Origin of the sequence: Alcanivorax sp. REN37, from assembly GCF_041102775.1 — a bacterium.
Classification (GTDB): Bacteria; Pseudomonadota; Gammaproteobacteria; order Pseudomonadales; family Alcanivoracaceae; genus Isoalcanivorax; species Isoalcanivorax beigongshangi.
This window is the reverse complement of the sequence record NZ_JBGCUO010000001.1, coordinates 1,478,246-1,495,506: the sequence shown is the minus strand read 5'-3', so window position 1 is coordinate 1,495,506 and position 17,261 is coordinate 1,478,246. Positions and strand designations below refer to the sequence as shown.

Here is a 17,261-nt window from a genome sequence, read left to right as displayed (position 1 = left end):
GGTGGAAGTCTGACTTGAGCGATATCATCGGGCCCATGAAACCAACACCTCTTACACCCAGTGCCCTGCTGCAAACGCTGCGCAAATACATCCGCCAGCCGTCTGCCGCACCGGCCGCCGAGCCCCAGCGCAAAGAGTTCACCATCGATGTGCTCGCCCGCGAAGCCGACACCACGGTACGTAACGTGCGTGCCTACCAGGACCGTGGCCTGCTGCCGCCGCCGGAAAAGCGCGGCCGCACCGGCATCTATACCGACGTGCACCTGGCGCGGCTGCGCATCATCGGCCAACTGCTGCAACGCGGCTTCACGCTGGCCAATATCCGTGACCTGCTCACCGCCTGGGAGCAGGGCCGCGACCTGAACGACATCCTCGGCCTCGAAGTCGTGGTGACCAGCCCGTGGAGTGACGAGGCGCCCTCTTACCTGAGTTACGAGGAGCTGCTGGAAGCGTTCGGCGACCACCTCACCCAAGAGGTGCTGCTGAAAGCCGTGAAGCTCGACTACATTGAGCCGGAAGGCACCCGCTTGCGTATTCCCAGCCCGCGCATTCTGAACGCCGCCAAGGAACTGGTGCAGGCCGGTATTCCGCTGGAAGCATTGCTGGACGAAGTAGACAAAGTGCGCTTCCAAGTCGACCAGATTGCGGAAGGTTTTGTACGCCTGATCACCACCCACCTGATCGACAGCAAGTACACCGAAACCGAATTGCCGCGTGGCGAGGATGTGCCCGAGCTGGCCAACTTCATCGTGCGGGTGCGGCCGATTGCGGAAATGGTGGTCAGTGCCGAGCTGGCGCGGATCCTCGATCGGGCCATCAACCAAGTGCTGGTGGACCGGCTCGCCAACGTGCTCACGCACATGGAAAATCAGGGCAATCCGCCACAGGATTGATCCCGCTGAACAACGGCCCTTCGGGGCCGTTTTTCATTGCTGTTTTGAACGACATACGGCGGCGGTGGCCGCTATTAGCGAACGGAGTCAGCCGGTGCTTCGCGGCCCTCGCGCGGACTCAAGTTCACCAGCACTGCCCTGTCTCTGGGCAGTCCCCCTCATAGTCGCTGCCGGGTACCGAGCACAGTTCGCACTACTGCGATCGCTCCCGATGATCGAAAGCCGGCAGCGGCCTTGCTGCCCTGTCCCCTACCCTTTGCCGTCTTCCCCCTGAAAAGCCAAAGCCAAAGCCAAAGCCAAAGCCAAAGCCAAAGCCAAAGCCAAAGCCAAAGCCAAAGCCAAAGCTCTTCAGTCTAAGTTCACAGCCCATGCATTTTGGCTCAGCGCGCCACACCCATGATCCCGGCATTTTTTTGCGCTGTAGCGTGCCATCATGTACGCCTTAACCCAGCAGCGGCGATTCTGCGCCGCACCTCCCGGAGCTCGCCCATGACACCCTCCGACAGCATCCAGCGCGGTCACGCGGTTCTTGATTGGAACCGTCGTCATCTGCACCACGAAAGCCAGCTCAGCGAGGCCATCATCGGGGAATGCTTTGCCGAGCAGTTCGTGGTGGCGCCCAACGGTCGCCATTACCAAGCCGACCGAGCGCTGTACTTGGACTTTCTCAATGGCATGAAAAGCACGCTGGAACGCATCGACTACCAAGTGCAGCACACGGTGGCGGATGAGCGCTCAGTGGTGTTCTCGATGCGGGCGCTGCTGTACCGGCCCGGTGGCGTGGAAGAGTCATTCGAAGCGATGCTGATGATGGCGTTCGACGCCGAAGGCAAAGTCACGCTATGGCGGGAGGTGTACCTGCCCAGTCCCCGCTGAGGCCGGGCCGGCGCAGCGCCGGCCGAGTCTGAAAACCGACAGCCGTTCGAGCGTACAGCCATTGGCCTACACCCGAACGGCGTTACACGAAGATGGTCACCACTTGGCGGCTGATGGCCACCAGATCACCCTCGCCATCCCAGAAGCGGGCTTCAATGTTGCAGTAGCCATCGGCGGCGGCGTCGGTGGTGGCTTGGTACTGCCACCATTCGCTGTCCACCACTGGCTTACGAAACTCCACTGACCAGGTCAGCGAGCTGCTCGGTCCCGGGCGCGAGTACATCGGCATCACCGCCGGTGGCCAAGCGTCGATCAGCGCCAGAACGCCCTCTTCGTCCTGCTGCGCACGCGGGGTATGGAAGCGGATCCAGCCACCGATTTCACCGCGCTGGCTGCGGCTGTACGGCACATCGCCGTGCGCCCAGTGCACATCGAAGTTGAGCGTAAAATCTGGCACCAAGCCTTTCACGCGCGGCATTGGGAACGTGTCTGCCGGCGCTTTCATGGCTGGCGCTGGCGGCGGCACCACACTGACGTCTGATTCGCGCGGCAGTCCGAAGCTAACCAGCATCACCGCTTGGGTCGCGCCATCCTGTTCCAGCCGGCACATCGCCTGCGTCACCGATTTGCCTGACCGCAGCACTTCTGCCGACAGCGTTGCGGGCCCCGGTGCCACCGGGCCGACGAACGACACCATCACGTTGCGCACCGGCCGGTCCGGCACCGCTTGGCGCAGGCGCCGGTACAGGATCGCACCGACCAAACCGCCGAAGCAGGCGCGGCCCTGCCCCCATCCATCGGGAATCATCACGGCGTCATCCTGCACCGTGGCGAGAATCTCATCGAAGGTCATCGGGTTGTGCTCTCTCGGGGCCGCCGGGCGGCAGCGGGGAAGCCGGCGAGCAACGCCCGCCGGCGGCAACCATCAGCGGTGGCTGGCGAGCAGCGCGCTGACTTTGGCAATGTAGCGCTGGCGCGCGTCTTGCTGGCCAACACCCTTGAGCTTGGCCCAGGCGTCGTACATGGCACGGCCTTTCACATCCAACATGCCCGGGCGCTTGCCCTGCACGTCGCCGACACTGCCTTGCTTGTAGTGGGCGTAGAGATACAGCAGGTCGTCATTGCTAGGACGTTTGGTCAGGGTGCCCACATCCTGTTTCGCCTGTTCGAAAGCTTGTATGTCACTCATGGCTGATTCCTTGTGGCAGTGTTGATGTCGGTCTCACTCAGCGCTTTCAAGGGCGCGGACAAGCGTGCCGGGTGACGGGGTGTCACATGGCGATAATGCTCAAAAATGCGTACGAAGTCGGCCTGTTGATCGCCGCTGGGCACGAAGCAATCGGCAAACCGCAGCTCTTTGCGCCCGTAATCGATCACCGCCACCACGATTGGCAGCTGGCCCTGTTCGGCAATGTGATAGAAACCCGAGCGGAAAGCCGTGGCAGCATGGCGGGTACCCTCCGGCGCCAGGCCCAAAAACAATTGCGGGTGGGCATCGAACGCCGCCAGTGTCTGCGCCACCACCCCTTCGCGGCTGTCGCGCCGGATCGGAATGCAACCAAGCCAGCGCACCAGCGGCCCCAGCGGCCCGCGGAACAGGCTGCTCTTGGCCATCAAGGTAATGCGCACCTGCAGGGCCAGAATCACCCCGGCCGCCACTATGCCGTCGTAGTTGGACGTATGCGGCGCCCCGATCACCACCGCCTTGGGCACATTGGGCAACTGCCCGACAATGCGCCATCCGATCAATTTAAGCAGCCAGATCCCTAGCCAGCGTGTCAGTCCGTTGCCACGGCGCGGCACCTGCGCGCCGATTACAGGCTCGGTCATAAAAGCATCTCGTTGTTCTTGTCTGGTGCGGACGACAGCGTCCGCGCGCCGCGCATCATAGCAGCGTTGGCGAGCAACTTATTTACCATCTGACTGAATGGTCAGGGCATTGCGGCCACTGTGCTCACGCGCGTGGCCGTGCCCGTGCTGTGGCCTGCGCGGTAAGCGGATCCTCGGGCCACGGATGACGTGGGTAACGCCCCCGCAGGTCCTTGCGCACGGCGAAGTAACCGTCACGCCAGAAGCCAGCCAGATCCTGGGTGATCGCCACCGGACGCCCAGCCGGCGATAACAGATGCAGCGTCACCGGCAGCCGACCCTGCGCCAGCACCGGCGTCTGTTGAAGGCCGAACAACTCCTGCAGTTTGGCCGCCAGTACCGGTCCTGCCGCGGGCCGATAATCGATGGCGGCAGTGCGGCCACTGGGCAACGGCCAGCGCTCTGGCAACCATTGCTGCAACTGCTGTTGCTGCGTCCAATCAAGCCGCGCCGCCAGTGCTTGGGCCACTGGCAGCGCCTGTACTTGCGCCCAGCGCTGGGCACTGCCAAGCCAGTTTCCGAGCCAGCTTTCCAACTGCTCCAGCAGCACTTCATCGCTTACCGCTGGCGCCTGTTCCGGCACCAGCCGGTGTAGCCAAGCTTGGCGCGCGCGCAACTGCTCGGCAGCCTCGTCCCACGGTAATGCGGCGATACCGCGTCGACGGATTTCCGCCGCCAGCGCGGCGCTACGCATGGCGGCGGTGAGGGTTGCCAGCGGCCGCTGGGCCAGTACCAGCGCGCCCAAACGCAGTTCCTCCACCGCCTCCAACGCTTCGGTGCGGGGGTTCCAGTGGCAGCGCCCCTGCCATGCCAACTGCGACGCCAATGCCTGCTCTAACACCGGTTGGGTGATCGGCGCCGCGAGATAGATGCGGCTCTCGCGCGGATCGCCGTCCAGCTCCGGCACCACCAGCCACGGCTCGGCGGCCAGCGGATCCTCCTCTGCCAACCAGGCTCCGCGGCCGTGACTGAGACGGAACCGGGCGGCATCACCGGGCCGACGCTGGGCGATCCGGTCCGGCCAGGCTTGGGCCAGCAACGCGGCCACGGCATCATCTTCCACCGTCTGCAGCGGCGTCGGCGACAACCGCCGCGCCAATGCTCGCAGCGCCGCCAGGCGTCCGGCATCGGCAGCGCTGGCCGGGGTGGCGCCGGTCAGCAAACCGAGCCGGGTAGCAATACGGGTATCACGTTGGCGCAGCGGATCGGCCTCCGACAGCAACGCCGCCAGCGCCGCGCCCAGCGCCGGCTGACGCTGCTGCTCGGCACACAGCCACAGCTGGCCAGCACGCAGTCCCAGTGGCAACTGGTGCAGCCGGCGACCGTGGTCGGTGACGCGGCCGTCGGCCGCTATCGCGCCGAATTGGGTCAACAGTCGGCGCGCAGCGGCCAGCGCCGGCGCTGGCGGCAGATCCAGCCACACCAGTGCAGACGGATCGTGGCACCCCCACACCGCCAGCTCCAACGCCAGCTCCGACAGCTCCTGGCACAGCACATCCGGCGTGCTGTAGTCCGCTAACCGCTCGGTTTCTGCCCACAGCCGATACGCCACCCCCGGCCCCAAACGGCCGGCGCGGCCACTGCGCTGTACCGCACTGGCCTCAGAAACCCGCTCGGTGACCAGACGCGTCGTACCGGAAGCCGGGTCGTAATGGGCACGGCGTTGGTAACCGGCATCCACCACCACACTGATGCCTTCGATGGTGAGCGAGGTTTCTGCGATGGCGGTGGCCAACACCACTTTGCGCTGCCCGGCTGGCGCCGGCGCCAGCACCTGGTCCTGCTGCGCGGCAGACAGATCACCGTACAGGGCATGCAGCGATACGTCGGCCGCCAGCCGGCCGGCCAAATCACGCTGCACGGCGCGGATTTCCCGCTGGCCGGGCAAGAACACCAGCAGCGACCCCGCATGGGCGGCGAGGGCCTGTAACACCGCCGGCGCCACCTGCCCGAGCCACGGCTGACTGCCGGGCGCGCGATAGTGGACTGTGACCGGGTATTGGCGGCCGGCGCTGCGGATCACTGGCGCCGGCGCCAACCGCTGCGCCAACCGTTCGCCGTCAAGCGTGGCCGACATCAGCAGCAAGCGCAGATCCGGGCGCAACGCCTGCTGGCTTTCACGCGCCAGCGCCAGGCCCAGATCGCCATGCAGCGAACGCTCATGGAATTCGTCAAACAGTACCGCGCCGTAGTCGGCCAACTCTGGGTCGGCTTGCAGCAAACGTGTCAGCACCCCTTCGGTGACCACTTCGATGCGGGTGGCTGCCGACACCTTGGTGTCCATGCGGGTGCGGTAGCCCACCGTTTTCCCCACCGGCTCGCCGAGGCACTGGGCCATGTAACGGGCGGCACTGCGCGCCGCCACTCGGCGCGGCTCCAGCATGAGGATGCGGCGTGCCGCCAACCAGTCAGCGCTACGCAGTGCCAGCGGTACGCGGGTGGTCTTGCCCGCACCGGGCGGTGCTTCGAGGATCACGGTGTTGTGGTCGGCCAGCGCGGCCAGCAACTGCGGCAATACCGCGTCAATCGGCGCCGGCGGCAAGTTCGATTCAGCGCGCATGGTCAGTCAGCCACGCCAATACGCCGGCCGCGGCCACCGCGCCGCTGGCAAGGCAGGCACTGAGCAGGTAGCCGCCGGTGGGGGCTTCCCAGTCGAGCATTTCGCCAGCGCAGAACACACCCGGGCAGGCGCTGAGCATCAGCTGCGGAGTCAGCGCCGCGCGCGGCACACCACCGGCGCAGCTGATCGCCTGCTCCAGCGGTGCCGGTTGCTGCAATGGCACCGGCAGTGCTTTAAGGGCGGTAGCCACCGTCAGTGGGTCGGTGCTGGGCGGCGTCAGCTCACGCAGCAGTGCCGCCTTCACCGCATCGCCTTGCAGCACTTTGCGCAGATGGGTGCTCCAAGAGCGCTTGCCGCGCGGCGCCGCCAGCTTTCCCACCAGCTGCTCCCGCGTCAGGTGCGGCAATAGATCCAGCGTCAGGATGCCGGGCAGCTGACGACGCAGATCCGCAGAAGCGGCATAAACCAGCGATCCCTCAATACCGTCGGCACTGACCACGGCTTCACCGAGGCGACGCTGAGGCTGACCGGCGTAATCCTGCCACAGTGCGGCCACATGCTTCAGCGGCGCACCGGCATGCTGGTCGCGGAACCCCGCACTCCACGGCACCCGGAAGCCACAGTTAGCCGGCTGCCACGGCGCCAGTGTCACACCGCGCTGCTGCAACCACGGCACCCAGCTGCCATCGGCGCCGAGTTGCGGCCAACTCGCAGCCCCCAACGCCAGCACTGTGGCACTAGGGCGGCATTGCAGTGCGCCGGTCGGCGTTTCGAACCGCAGCGCGCCCTCTGCGTCCCAGCCACTCCAACGGTGACGCACTTGGGTGCGTACCCCCTGCCGCCGCAATTGCTGCAACCAAGCGCGCAGTAGCGGCGCGGCTTTCATCTGCTGCGGAAATACGCGGCCAGAGCTGCCCACAAAACTGTCGATGCCCAACGACTGCATCCACGGCTGCAAGGTTGAGGGCGGTAACGCCGCTAGCCAATGCGCCACCCACGGCGCGGCCTCGCGGTAGCGCTCGATGAACTGCGGCAACGGCTCGGAATGGGTGATGTTCATGCCGCCGACGCCGGCCATCAGGAATTTACGACCGAAACTGGGCATGCGGTCGTACAGCACCACGGGCACACCGGCGGCACTGAGGTGCTCCGCTGCTTTCAGGCCGGCCGGCCCGGCGCCGATCACCGCCACCCAGGGTGACGTGGGCTGCTGCTCCATGGGGTTCTCGCTGGCAATCAAAACGGGCGCCATTCTCGGCGCCCGGCTTTGTGGTTGTCCATTGCTTCAGTCTTCATCAATGGCGGCGAACTCGGCGGCAAGGAAATCGATCAGCTCTCGTACCGCCGGCAACTGTCCACGCCGCGACGGGAATACCACATGGATCAGCTCGCGGCGTGGTTCCCACTGCTCTAACACCGGCACCAAGCGGCGCTCGGCAAACTGTTCGCTGACCAGCAACCGTGGCAACTGCACCACCCCAAGCCCTGCTTCTGCCGCACGTCGCAGTGCAATCTGGTCGGTGGTCACCAGGCGCGGCTCGAAACGCACCTGACAACGGCGGCCATCCTGATGCAACAGCTGCCATTCAAACTCAGTCTGGCCGGGGTGGGCGCGCGCCAGTCCCGGCCAATCCGCCAACGCCTGCGGATGGCTCGGCATGCCGCGCTCCGCCAGCAACTCAGGACTGGCCACTAGGCACTGGCCGCGATCGGCCAGCACCTTGAGCACGAGGTCACTGTCTTCCAGCGGCGGCGGCCGCACCCGAATCGCCAGATCCAGCCCCTCGCTGAGTACATCGACGCGGCGGTTGGTGGCATCGAGCTGGATCGACACCTGCGGGTGACGCTGCAAAAACGCCGCCAGCATGGCGCCGACATGGGCATTGAGCAGTGTGATCGGGCATGACAGCCGCACTTGGCCGCGCGGCGCAGCGCGCAGGCTGTCTACCGCATCGCGCGCCGCCTCCGCTTCCACCAGCATGGCGTGACAATGGCGGTAGAACAGCTCGCCGACATCGGTGACGTGAAAGCTGCGGGTGGAGCGCTGTAACAGCCGGGCATCCAACTGCTGTTCGAGCTTGGCTACGCGCCGGCTGAGGGTGGACGTGGGCACTCCCAACGCGCGCCCGGCGGCAGCAAAACCGCGATGACGCACCACCTCGGCAAAGTAACGCAGGTCATTCAGGTCCAAACCATGCAAACGCAGTTCGGGCATTTCAGCGCTCCATTGTTCCACCAGTGGAAAAGAGTACTGCATTTTTACCGTCTACTGCGGTCTTCATTGCAACGATAACCTGCTCCTACTCTCGGCCTGATCTGGAGACGGCATGAAAGCGTTGCGTTCCATCCACTCGGCGCCTGCCCCGCATTGGGTTGGCAACGGTTTTCCGGTGCGCACGCTGTTCAGCTACCAGGCTGATGCCGAGGCCATCAGTCCGTTCTTGTTACTCGACCACGCCGGGCCGCTGGACTTTCCGCCGCAGACCCCGCCACGCGGTGTCGGCGTGCACCCACATCGTGGCTTTGAGACCGTCACTTTGGTGTACGACGGCGATGTAGCGCACCGCGACTCCAGCGGCGGTGGCGGCTTAATCGGTGCCGGCGATGTGCAGTGGATGACCGCCGGCGCCGGCATCCTGCACGACGAGTTCCACGGTCCGCAGCTCTCCGACCATGGCGGCCGCTTCGAGATGGTGCAGTTATGGGTGAACTTACCGCGTGCCGCCAAGCTCACTACACCGCGTTACCAAGCGCTGCGCGCTGCTGATATCCCGCTGCAACAGCTCGACCCGCTCGGCAGCACGCTGCGGGTCATTGCAGGCAACGCTGGCGGCGCTTACGGGCCAGCCCGTACCCACAGCCCTCTGGCGCTCTACGATATGCAGCTGATAGCCGGCGCGCGCCCGCAATTAGCGCTGCCAGCCGGCTGGACCACACTAGCAGTGCTGCTGCGCGGCGCGGTGCGAGTGCAAGGCACACTGCTGACCGATGGCCAGGTGGCCCAGCTCGGTCGTGCTGGCGAGCAGCTGCTGCTGCAAGCCGACCAGGACAGCCGGCTGCTGGTACTCAGCGGCGCCCCACTCAACGAACCCGTGGCTGGCCGCGGCCCGTTCGTGATGAATCACGCCAGTGAATTGGATCAGGCCGAACTGGACCTGCGCCAAGGCCGCTTCGGCCGCTGGCCCCCGCGCTCACCGCAAGGCTCCACCGGCGTCGGCAAGGACGCCCTCCCCCCACTGACCCCCAATGAGGTATCACCATGAGCTATCGCTATAACCGACTCGACAAAGACCAAGCCGCCGTACTACTGGTCGACCACCAAACCGGCCTGCTGTCACTGGTGCGCGACATCGACCCGGACAAGTTCAAGAACAACGTGCTGGCGCTGGCGGACTTGGCGAAGTACTTCAACCTGCCGACCATCCTCACTACCAGTTTTGAAGACGGCCCCAACGGCCCGCTGGTGCCGGAACTGAAAGAGATCTTCCCGGATGCGCCCTACATTGCCCGCCCGGGCCAGATCAACGCCTGGGACAACGAGGATTTCCTCGCCGCAGTGAAAGCCACCGGCCGCAAACAGCTGGTGGTGGCCGGGGTGGTCACCGAGGTGTGCGTGGCGTTCCCAGTGCTGTCAGCGCTGGAGGAAGGTTATGAAGTGTTCGTGATCGCCGATGCCTCTGGCACCTTCAATCCGATGACCCGCGACGCGGCCTGGGAGCGCATGAGCGCCGCCGGTGCCCAGATGCTGACCTGGTTCGGCGCTGCCTGCGAATTGCATCGCGACTGGCGCAATGATGTGGAAGGTCTCGGACAGCTGTTCTCCAACCACATCCCCGACTACCGCAACCTGATCCACGGCTACCAGCGCGCCTCCAGCTAAGGCGGTTGCGGCGCCTAGATCCGGCGCCGTAACCGGCGCAAGGTGGCCAGTTCGACCGCGCTATCGTCGCCGTAGGCGAGTGCTTCATAGTGCGCCACCCAGCGCTGCAACCGCGCTGCCGCGGCGGTGTCCGGCATCTGTGCCGGCCACTGCCGCACCGGCAGCCCATCAGCGATGGTCACGCCATGGCGTCGTAAACGCCGTTTGAGGCGCTGCGCTTCGCGCTGCAGCGGCGCCGGCCGCGGTGCTCCGCGACGTAGCCACAACACCATCGGCAGCAACACCAACAACCCACTGACACCGATGATCAGTGCCCACTTGCGCAAATCCAGATCACCGAACCAGCGCTGCAGCAGTGCTTCCTGCTGCTCAGTGCGGTAGTTGAGCACCCATTTCTGCCACAAGTATTGCAGGTGTTCAGCGCTGTCCAGCAACGCCTTCAAACCCGGCAACCGCGCGCCGGCCTGCAGCATCAGCGCCGCCTGCGGCTGCTGTTGTAGACTGATAGCGCCCATCTCGATACGGTCCGGCGCTACCGCTGCGGTGGGATCGAACAGCACCCAGCGCCGCTGCGCGTCATCCCAATACTCCACCCAGGCATGAGCGTGGTACTGGCGCACCCGCAGGTGGCCGCCTTGCGGGCTCGGATCACTGCCTTGATAACCCCCCACCACTCGCGTCGGAATGCCGGCAAACCGCAGCAGCACCGCCGCCGCCGAGGCGTAGTGCTCGCAGTAGCCGCTGCGCTGGTCGAACAGGAACTCATCCACGCTGTGCCGCCCCAAGGCCGGCGGCGCCAAGCTGTAATGGAAAGGTTGCTCGCGCAGCCAGGCGGCCATCAGCGCCACCAACTGCGCCGGGGTGCGGTCAGCGCTCCACTGCTGGGCGAGCGCTTCGGTGCGTGGGTTGTAGTGCGGCGGTAGCGCCAGGTAATGACGGCGCTCGCCCTCCGACAACGCGCCCGGGGCGGCCACTGTGGTGCGGACTTGGTAACGCAGTACATCCTGCAGCGGCATGCGGTATTCCAGCCGGCGGTCATCCCAGTGGCGCACTCCGGAGGTGGTACTGGCGGCGTGATCAAGGCTATAGAGCCAGCTTTGGCCACTTGGCTCCATGGTGACGTGGTAGCCGGGCGCGCCACTGTCCGGCCCGGCCGGCCGCAATGGCCGGCTCGGCCCTGGCCGCCAGCCGCGGCCGTCGAACTGGCTGTAGGTGAGACCGCGCCAATACTGCTGCGACGCCGGCGGCGGCGGGCCATCGAACTCCACCCGGAACGCCAGCGCCGCGGATTGCGACAGCTGACTGACGTCGCCCGGCGCTAGATGGTCAGTCATACCGGTACGCGCGCTCTCCGGTTGCGGCAGCCCCCAAAGTGGACCCAGCCGCGGCACCAGCACAAACAACACCACCAGCAGCGGCAGCGCCTGCAGCAGCATCAGCACGGACAGCCGCAGATGGTCACGCGCGCGCGCCAAAGGTTCCGGACGTTGCAGCGCCACCAGCGCAGCGGTGAGTAGCACCAGCGCCAGCAGCGCCCCACCCGCGCCCAGCAGCCCCTTGGCAAACAGAAAACCAGCAGCGGTGACGAAGTAGCCCATCACCAGCACCACATAGGCATCGCGCTGGCGCTGCATTTCCAACAATTTCACCGCAAACGCGGCCAGCAGCAGCGTAGTACCGGCTTCAGGGCCAAGCACGGTGCGGTGACTGGCGAGAGTGCCGGCCAGCGCGACCAACGCCAGCGCGGCACGCAGCCAGCGGCCCGGCGCCGGCAGTCGCCGACGCTGGATCAGCAGCCGCCACACCACCACCACCGGCAACAACAACTGCAGCCACAGCGGTGCAAACCACGCTAACGACGCCGACGCTGACACCGCCCCAGCCAACAGCAGGCCGACGCCATGGTGAGGGACTTGGTAGCCACTCATGATGGCGCTCCAAATTCTGCCAGCCGGGTCAGAGCCGCCTCGGCATGCTGTGGACCTTGCCCCAACGGCAGCTCACCATCCGGCAGACGCAGGCCGAACCGCTGGCCGCGATCGCGCAGCACCAACACCCAATGGGCCAGCCGCGACAGCCGCAGCTCGGTATCCAGCCCGGCCAGCGCGTCCCAGTCGAGCCACTCACCACCGCTGTCCGGTGCCTCGCGCTCCATCACCAGCAGGCCCCGGCCCCGGGCATAGGCGCGCCAGTCCACATCGCGCAAGCGGTCGCCCTCGCGGTAGCGGCGGTGACCGGCAAACAGCTCATTGGCGTCCGCGCGCTGAGTGGCGTCCTCGCGCTGGCCGCCGCCGGCGCCGGGGTAATCGGAACCGGCCAGCGGTTGTGGCCAGGCCAAGCAGCGCTGCTCCAGCCGTATCCAGCTCCAGGCTTGCAGCAACCCGAGTGGGTAACGGCTGCTGACGCGCAGCCTCGGCACCGGGTGCCAGCCGCGCCGTGGGAGCGCCATCGGCAGCCACGCAGTCTGTTGACTGCCGGCGGGCAGCGACAGCGTCACCGGCGCACCGGCGGTGCTGACCAGCTCCAGACTCCAGTGAGCACGGCGATCACCGGCCTGCAGCTGCACGCCGAACGCGCCGCTAGCGTGGGCAAAGCCAGATTGGCTGCCGCCATTGCGCAGCGTCAGGCCGGCCAAGTTGCGGTAGGTGTGAACGATGGCCACCACGAACAGGCTCACCAGCAGGAACGCCAGCCCCAGCATGAGGTTGTTTTCGTAGTTGATACCGCCGAGGAAAATCAGCAGCGCCACGCCGAGGAACAGGCCCCCGAGCCGGGTCGGCAAGATGAAAATACGGCGCTGGTTGAGTTGCTGTTCGGTACGGGCGGGAAAGCGGCGGGCCTGCCACGCCTGCCACCTCTGCTGCAGTGCGTGGGGCCGGCGGCGGCTCACGGCACCACCGCCACCGCATCCAGCAACCAGCGTCCCGGCGCGGTCAACCCGCTGCCGGACACCGGCTGCAAACGGTGCTCCACCACCGCGCAGAACACCGCCTGCACATCATCGGGGATCACATAATCTCGGCCTTCCAGTAACGCCCAAGCCCGTGCAGCGCGCAGCAGCCCGAGGCCAGCGCGGGGCGACAGCCCGGCCACGAAGCGGCCGCACTGGCGGCTGTGGGCCAGCAGCCGTTGCACGTAAGCGATTAACTCGCTGCTGGCGCGCACCTGCGACACCTGCTCCATCGCGGCCAGCAGCCCGGCACCATCCATGCTGGATGCCAGCGCCGCCACCGCCGGACGACGGTCGCCGGCAGCCAGTAGTGCCCGCTCCACCTCGTCGGAGGGATAGCCGAGGCTGAGGCGCATCAGAAACCGATCCAGTTGCGACTCCGGCAGCGGGAAGGTGCCGCCCTGCTCCAGCGGGTTCTGGGTGGCAATCACGAAGAATGGCTGCGGCAACGCGTGGGTGGTGCCATCGAGCGTAACCTGCCGCTCTTCCATGGCTTCCAACAGCGCGCTCTGAGTGCGCGGCGAGGCGCGGTTGAGTTCGTCCGCCAGCAGCAGCTGGGTGAACACCGGTCCCTTACGCAGCACGAATTGCTGGCGTTCGGCATCGAACAGATTGACGCCGACCACGTCCGCCGGCAGCAGATCGCTGGTGCATTGCAGTCGTTGGAACGACAGCGACAGCACCCGCGCCAGCGCATGGGCGAGCGTAGTCTTGCCCAGACCCGGCACGTCTTCGATCAATAGATGGCCACCGGCCAACAGGCCGGTGAGTGCGAGACGGGTGCTGGCGCTCTTGCCCAACACCACCGAATCCAAGGCAGCTAACACCGCCTGAAGTGAGTGCATCAATGGTCCCCCGACGACATGAGTGCTCCCCCCGGAGCAGGCACTCAGCGGTGACCTAGCGCCTGCAGCCCCCGCTGCAAGTCCGCTTTCAGATCCGCCAAGCTTTCCAGCCCCACCGCAATCCGCACCAGGTTCTCGGTAATGCCAGCGCGCTGCTTTTCTTCAGCCGCGACACGTCCGTGGGTGGTGCTGGCCGGGTGGGTAATGGTGGTTTTCACGTCACCGAGGTTGGCGGTGATCGACAGCAGCTGCATGGCATCAATGAAACGCCACGCCGCTTGGCGATCGGCGTTGCCATCGGCATCCACCAGCTCCAGTGACAGCACCGGACCATAACCGGATTGCTGGGCAGCAGCCAGTGCATGCTGGGGATGGTCATCGAGACCGGCATAATGCACCCGCGCAACGCCGGCTTGGGCGGCGGCCCATTGCGCCAGCGCCAGCGCGTTGTCGGAGTGGGCTTTCATGCGCAGCGGCAGCGTTTCCAGCCCTTTCAGGAACACCCAGGCGTTGAATGGACTGAGGGTGGCGCCGGTGGAGCGCAGGAAAGCGAAGATTTCTTCCAGCGGCTGGTCACGGCCAACCACCGCCCCGCCGAGGCAGCGACCCTGCCCGTCCAGGTACTTGGTCGCGCTGTGAATCACGTAATCGGCACCCAGCGCCAATGGCCGTTGCAGCGCCGGGGTACACAGGCAGTTGTCGACGATCAGCTCGGCACCGTGCTCATGAGCCAACGCCGCCAGCGCGGCGATGTCGCCAACTTCGGCGAGCGGATTGGACGGCGTTTCCAGATACAAGAAGCGCGTTTCGGGACGGATGGCCGCACGCCACGCATCGAGATCAGCCAAATCCACCAGCGTGCTGAGCACCCCGAACTTCTTCAGGTAACGGTCAAAGATGACGTTGGTGGTGCCGAACAAGCTGCGCGAGCTGACCACATGATCGCCGGGCTTGAGCAAGGCAAAGAAGGTGGCAGTGATGGCCGCCATGCCGGACGCGAACGCCACACAGCGCTCCCCCCCTTCCAGCGCGGCCAGCCGCTGCTCAAAAATGCGCACCGTCGGGTTAGTGAACCGCGAGTAGACGTTGCCGGGCTCTTCACCGGCAAAGCGCGCCGCCGCCTGGGCGGCGTTTTCATAGACGAAGCTGGAGGTCAGGAAGAGTGGTTCCGAGTGGGTCATCTGCTCGGTACGCAATTCGCCGGCGCGGATGGCAAGACTCTCGATGTCCAGGTCGGCCGGCAACTGCCGTTCACTCATTACTCTGTCACTCCTGAAAAAGTCAGCAGCGGATTACTCCGCGTTATGCAGGTCGATCACTTCGTTTTCAGCCAGCGCTGCGAGGCGCTCCATGTCGTTGCTGCGCTGCACCGCATCACTGCGCGAGCGCTCGAGATCGCCCAGGTAGGCGGCGTCGATGTGGCCGGCCACGTACTGGCCATCAAACACGGAACACTCGAAGCGGGAAATGTCGGCATTGCCTTCACGGCAGGCGTCCACCAGATCGTCCAAGTCTTGGTAAATCAGGCGGTCGGCGCCGATGATGCGGCAGATCTCTTCAACGCTGCGGCCGTGGGCAATCAGCTCCGACGCAGCGGGCATATCAATACCATAAACGTTGGGATGGGTCACCGCGGGCGCAGCTGAAGCGAAGTAGACCTTGGCGGCGCCGCAGTCGCGCGCCATCTGGATGATCTCGTTGCAGGTGGTGCCGCGCACAATGGAGTCGTCCACCAGCAGCACGTTCTTACCGCTGAACTCCAGCTCGATGGCGTTGAGTTTCTGGCGCACCGATTTTTTGCGTTGCTGCTGCCCCGGCATGATGAAGGTGCGGCCGATGTAGCGGTTCTTGATGAAACCTTCGCGGTACTTCACATCCAACCGGTTGGCCAGCTCCAGCGCCGAAGTGCGGCTGGTATCGGGAATTGGGATCACCACATCGATGTCGTGATCCGGCCACTCGCGCAGGATCTTATCCGCCAGCTTCTCGCCCATGCGCAGCCGCGCTTTGTAGACCGAGATGCCGTCCATAATCGAGTCCGGACGCGCCAGGTAAACATGCTCGAAGATGCACGGGTTCAACTGCGGATTATCCGCGCACTGCTGGGTGAACAGCTCGCCTTCGGCAGAAATATACAACGCTTCACCGGGCGCCAGATCGCGCTCCAGATGAAAACCGAGGCCGGACAACGCCACGCTTTCGGAAGCCACCATGTATTCCGGGCCGTTCGGCGTCTCGCGGCGGCCGAAGCACACCGGGCGCACGCCATGGGGGTCGCGGAAGGCAAGGATGCCGTAGCCGGTGATCATCGCCACCACCGCGTAGGCGCCCTCCACCCGGCGGTGCACGCGGCGTACTGCTTCGAAAATATCCTGCGGCTGCGGCAGCAGTTTGCCGAGGCTTTGCAGCTCGTGGGCAAACACGTTCAGCAGCACTTCGGAATCAGAGTTGGTGTTGATGTGGCGCAGGTCAGCGCGGTAGATGTCTTCCGCCAGCGATTCGGAGTTAGTCAGGTTGCCGTTGTGCGCCAGCGTGATGCCGTAGGGCGAGTTGACGTAGAACGGCTGCGCTTCGGCGGAACTGGCCGAGCCGGCGGTGGGATAGCGCACATGGCCGATGCCCATGTGACCGATCATGCGGCGCATGTGGCGGGTGCGGAACACGTCGCGCACCATGCCGTTGTCCTTGCGCATGAACAGGCGATCGCCATCGCAGGTCACAATGCCGGCCGCGTCCTGCCCGCGGTGCTGAAGCACTGTCAGTGCATCATAGATGCTCTGGTTGACGTTGGAGCGCCCAACGATGCCCACGATGCCGCACATGCTCGGTACCTCTCGGTTTCTGCAATGATCAGATCTGATCAGACGTCCGCGTCGCCGACGCCCATGATCCAGACGAAAATGTCGTGCGCCACATCCCGTGACCAGTCTTCCATCATGGAAAATTCCGGCACCAGCAACGAGGTTTGCCACCACAGATCTTCTTCGAAGATCGGCCGCGACAGCACCACCAGCACCAACACCAGCAGCGCGCCACGCACGGCGCCAAACACCATACCGAGCAGGCGATCGGTGCCGCTCAGGCCGGTGACACGAATCAATTCGCCCAGCACATGGCCGAGCAAGGCACCCACGATCAGGGTGGCCAAAAATAACGCACCGAACGCCACCGCCAGGCGCACGCTCGGCATTTCAATGGAGGGCTCCAGCATCACTTCAAGGCCGGGGCCGAACAGACGCGCCACCACAAAGGCAGCGACCCAGGTAACCAGCGACAACGCCTCGCGCATGAATCCGCGCCGCACGCTGATCAGCGCCGACACGGCAATAATGAACAAGATCGCGCCGTCTGCGGGATTCATAGGCCTACCAAAAGATGAGGGGGCGCA

The 17,261-nt window shown here is 65.3% G+C and carries 16 protein-coding genes; 4 read left to right on the top strand and 12 right to left on the bottom strand.

The features are described from left to right. Window positions 1–14: 14 nt before the first annotated feature. Together AB5I84_RS06705 and AB5I84_RS06700 are read left to right on the top strand one after the other, a co-directional pair. The gene (locus AB5I84_RS06705; protein ID WP_369455086.1) at window positions 15–893 is read left to right on the top strand and encodes a MerR family transcriptional regulator; all 879 of its coding nucleotides are present in this window, start codon (window positions 15–17) and stop codon (window positions 891–893) included. Between the two features lie 489 nt (window positions 894–1,382). Next, window positions 1,383–1,769 carry a nuclear transport factor 2 family protein gene (locus AB5I84_RS06700; RefSeq protein ID WP_369455085.1) on the top strand — a complete coding sequence of 129 codons (387 nt, stop codon included), beginning with the start codon at window positions 1,383–1,385 and terminating at the stop codon, window positions 1,767–1,769. An 82-nt stretch (window positions 1,770–1,851) separates the two neighbouring features. On the opposite strand, the gene AB5I84_RS06695 is transcribed toward AB5I84_RS06700, so the two are convergent. The 6 genes from AB5I84_RS06695 to AB5I84_RS06670 form a co-directional block, all read right to left on the bottom strand. Next, the gene (locus AB5I84_RS06695; RefSeq protein ID WP_369455084.1) at window positions 1,852–2,622 is read right to left on the bottom strand and encodes a thioesterase family protein; all 771 of its coding nucleotides are present in this window, start codon (window positions 2,620–2,622) and stop codon (window positions 1,852–1,854) included. A gap of 72 nt (window positions 2,623–2,694) precedes the next feature. After that, a complete protein-coding gene (locus AB5I84_RS06690; protein WP_369455083.1) occupies window positions 2,695–2,958 on the bottom strand; it encodes an acyl-CoA-binding protein in 264 nt (87 codons plus the stop codon). Further along, entirely contained in the window at window positions 2,955–3,599 is a 645-nt protein-coding gene (locus tag AB5I84_RS06685; protein ID WP_369455082.1) for a lysophospholipid acyltransferase family protein, read from the bottom strand. The genes AB5I84_RS06690 and AB5I84_RS06685 overlap by 4 nt, the downstream gene beginning before the upstream one ends. Window positions 3,600–3,723: 124 nt before the next feature. Further along, window positions 3,724–6,198: an ATP-dependent helicase HrpB gene (hrpB, locus tag AB5I84_RS06680; RefSeq protein WP_369455081.1), complete on the bottom strand. Its 2,475-nt coding sequence runs from the start codon at window positions 6,196–6,198 to the stop codon at window positions 3,724–3,726. Further along, window positions 6,188–7,450, bottom strand: a complete 1,263-nt coding sequence (locus AB5I84_RS06675; RefSeq protein WP_369455080.1) for a TIGR03862 family flavoprotein — start codon at window positions 7,448–7,450, stop codon at window positions 6,188–6,190. The genes hrpB and AB5I84_RS06675 overlap by 11 nt, the downstream gene beginning before the upstream one ends. Before the next feature lie 33 nt (window positions 7,451–7,483). Beyond that, window positions 7,484–8,413: a LysR family transcriptional regulator gene (locus AB5I84_RS06670; protein ID WP_369455079.1), complete on the bottom strand. Its 930-nt coding sequence runs from the start codon at window positions 8,411–8,413 to the stop codon at window positions 7,484–7,486. A gap of 112 nt (window positions 8,414–8,525) precedes the next feature. Here AB5I84_RS06670 and AB5I84_RS06665 point away from each other — a divergent pair, with 112 nt between their 5' ends. Both AB5I84_RS06665 and ycaC read left to right on the top strand, forming a co-directional pair. Beyond that, complete coding sequence (locus AB5I84_RS06665) at window positions 8,526–9,461, top strand: pirin family protein (protein WP_369455078.1); 936 nt, start codon at window positions 8,526–8,528, stop codon at window positions 9,459–9,461. Beyond that, window positions 9,458–10,078, top strand: coding sequence for an isochorismate family cysteine hydrolase YcaC (gene ycaC, locus AB5I84_RS06660; RefSeq protein WP_369455077.1), 621 nt, complete (start codon window positions 9,458–9,460; stop codon window positions 10,076–10,078). Before AB5I84_RS06665 ends, ycaC begins: the two co-directional genes overlap by 4 nt. A 14-nt stretch (window positions 10,079–10,092) precedes the next feature. Here the strand turns inward: ycaC and AB5I84_RS06655 are convergent, their stop codons facing one another. From AB5I84_RS06655 to AB5I84_RS06630, 6 genes are read right to left on the bottom strand one after another with little or no spacing between them, the layout of a single operon-like run. Beyond that, window positions 10,093–12,006, bottom strand: coding sequence for a transglutaminase TgpA family protein (locus tag AB5I84_RS06655; protein WP_369455076.1), 1,914 nt, complete (start codon window positions 12,004–12,006; stop codon window positions 10,093–10,095). Further along, window positions 12,003–12,968: a DUF58 domain-containing protein gene (locus tag AB5I84_RS06650; RefSeq protein ID WP_369455075.1), complete on the bottom strand. Its 966-nt coding sequence runs from the start codon at window positions 12,966–12,968 to the stop codon at window positions 12,003–12,005. Before AB5I84_RS06650 ends, AB5I84_RS06655 begins: the two co-directional genes overlap by 4 nt. Further along, window positions 12,965–13,873: an AAA family ATPase gene (locus AB5I84_RS06645; RefSeq protein WP_369455074.1), complete on the bottom strand. Its 909-nt coding sequence runs from the start codon at window positions 13,871–13,873 to the stop codon at window positions 12,965–12,967. The genes AB5I84_RS06650 and AB5I84_RS06645 overlap by 4 nt, the downstream gene beginning before the upstream one ends. A gap of 44 nt (window positions 13,874–13,917) precedes the next feature. Further along, window positions 13,918–15,132 carry an O-succinylhomoserine sulfhydrylase gene (locus tag AB5I84_RS06640; RefSeq protein ID WP_369455073.1) on the bottom strand — a complete coding sequence of 405 codons (1,215 nt, stop codon included), beginning with the start codon at window positions 15,130–15,132 and terminating at the stop codon, window positions 13,918–13,920. A gap of 33 nt (window positions 15,133–15,165) precedes the next feature. Then, window positions 15,166–16,695, bottom strand: coding sequence for an amidophosphoribosyltransferase (gene purF, locus AB5I84_RS06635; RefSeq protein ID WP_369455072.1), 1,530 nt, complete (start codon window positions 16,693–16,695; stop codon window positions 15,166–15,168). Between the two features lie 38 nt (window positions 16,696–16,733). Continuing rightward, on the bottom strand, window positions 16,734–17,234 hold the full coding sequence (locus AB5I84_RS06630) for a CvpA family protein (RefSeq protein WP_369455071.1): 501 nt from the start codon (window positions 17,232–17,234) through the stop codon (window positions 16,734–16,736). Window positions 17,235–17,261 lie beyond the last annotated feature (27 nt).

Excerpts from the sequence above, each read along its gene's own strand:
- AB5I84_RS06700 (WP_369455085.1), top strand. The coding sequence starts at position 1,383 with ATGACACCCTCCGACAGCATCCAGCGCGGTCACGCGGTTCTTGATTGG.
- AB5I84_RS06695 (WP_369455084.1), bottom strand. The coding sequence starts at position 2,622 with ATGACCTTCGATGAGATTCTCGCCACGGTGCAGGATGACGCCGTGATG.
- AB5I84_RS06690 (WP_369455083.1), bottom strand. The coding sequence starts at position 2,958 with ATGAGTGACATACAAGCTTTCGAACAGGCGAAACAGGATGTGGGCACC.
- AB5I84_RS06685 (WP_369455082.1), bottom strand. The coding sequence starts at position 3,599 with ATGACCGAGCCTGTAATCGGCGCGCAGGTGCCGCGCCGTGGCAACGGA.
- hrpB (WP_369455081.1), bottom strand. The coding sequence starts at position 6,198 with ATGCGCGCTGAATCGAACTTGCCGCCGGCGCCGATTGACGCGGTATTG.
- AB5I84_RS06675 (WP_369455080.1), bottom strand. The coding sequence starts at position 7,450 with ATGGCGCCCGTTTTGATTGCCAGCGAGAACCCCATGGAGCAGCAGCCC.
- AB5I84_RS06670 (WP_369455079.1), bottom strand. The coding sequence starts at position 8,413 with ATGCCCGAACTGCGTTTGCATGGTTTGGACCTGAATGACCTGCGTTAC.
- AB5I84_RS06665 (WP_369455078.1), top strand. The coding sequence starts at position 8,526 with ATGAAAGCGTTGCGTTCCATCCACTCGGCGCCTGCCCCGCATTGGGTT.
- ycaC (WP_369455077.1), top strand. The coding sequence starts at position 9,458 with ATGAGCTATCGCTATAACCGACTCGACAAAGACCAAGCCGCCGTACTA.
- AB5I84_RS06655 (WP_369455076.1), bottom strand. The coding sequence starts at position 12,006 with ATGAGTGGCTACCAAGTCCCTCACCATGGCGTCGGCCTGCTGTTGGCT.
- AB5I84_RS06645 (WP_369455074.1), bottom strand. The coding sequence starts at position 13,873 with ATGCACTCACTTCAGGCGGTGTTAGCTGCCTTGGATTCGGTGGTGTTG.
- AB5I84_RS06640 (WP_369455073.1), bottom strand. The coding sequence starts at position 15,132 with ATGAGTGAACGGCAGTTGCCGGCCGACCTGGACATCGAGAGTCTTGCC.
- purF (WP_369455072.1), bottom strand. The coding sequence starts at position 16,695 with ATGTGCGGCATCGTGGGCATCGTTGGGCGCTCCAACGTCAACCAGAGC.
- AB5I84_RS06630 (WP_369455071.1), bottom strand. The coding sequence starts at position 17,234 with ATGAATCCCGCAGACGGCGCGATCTTGTTCATTATTGCCGTGTCGGCG.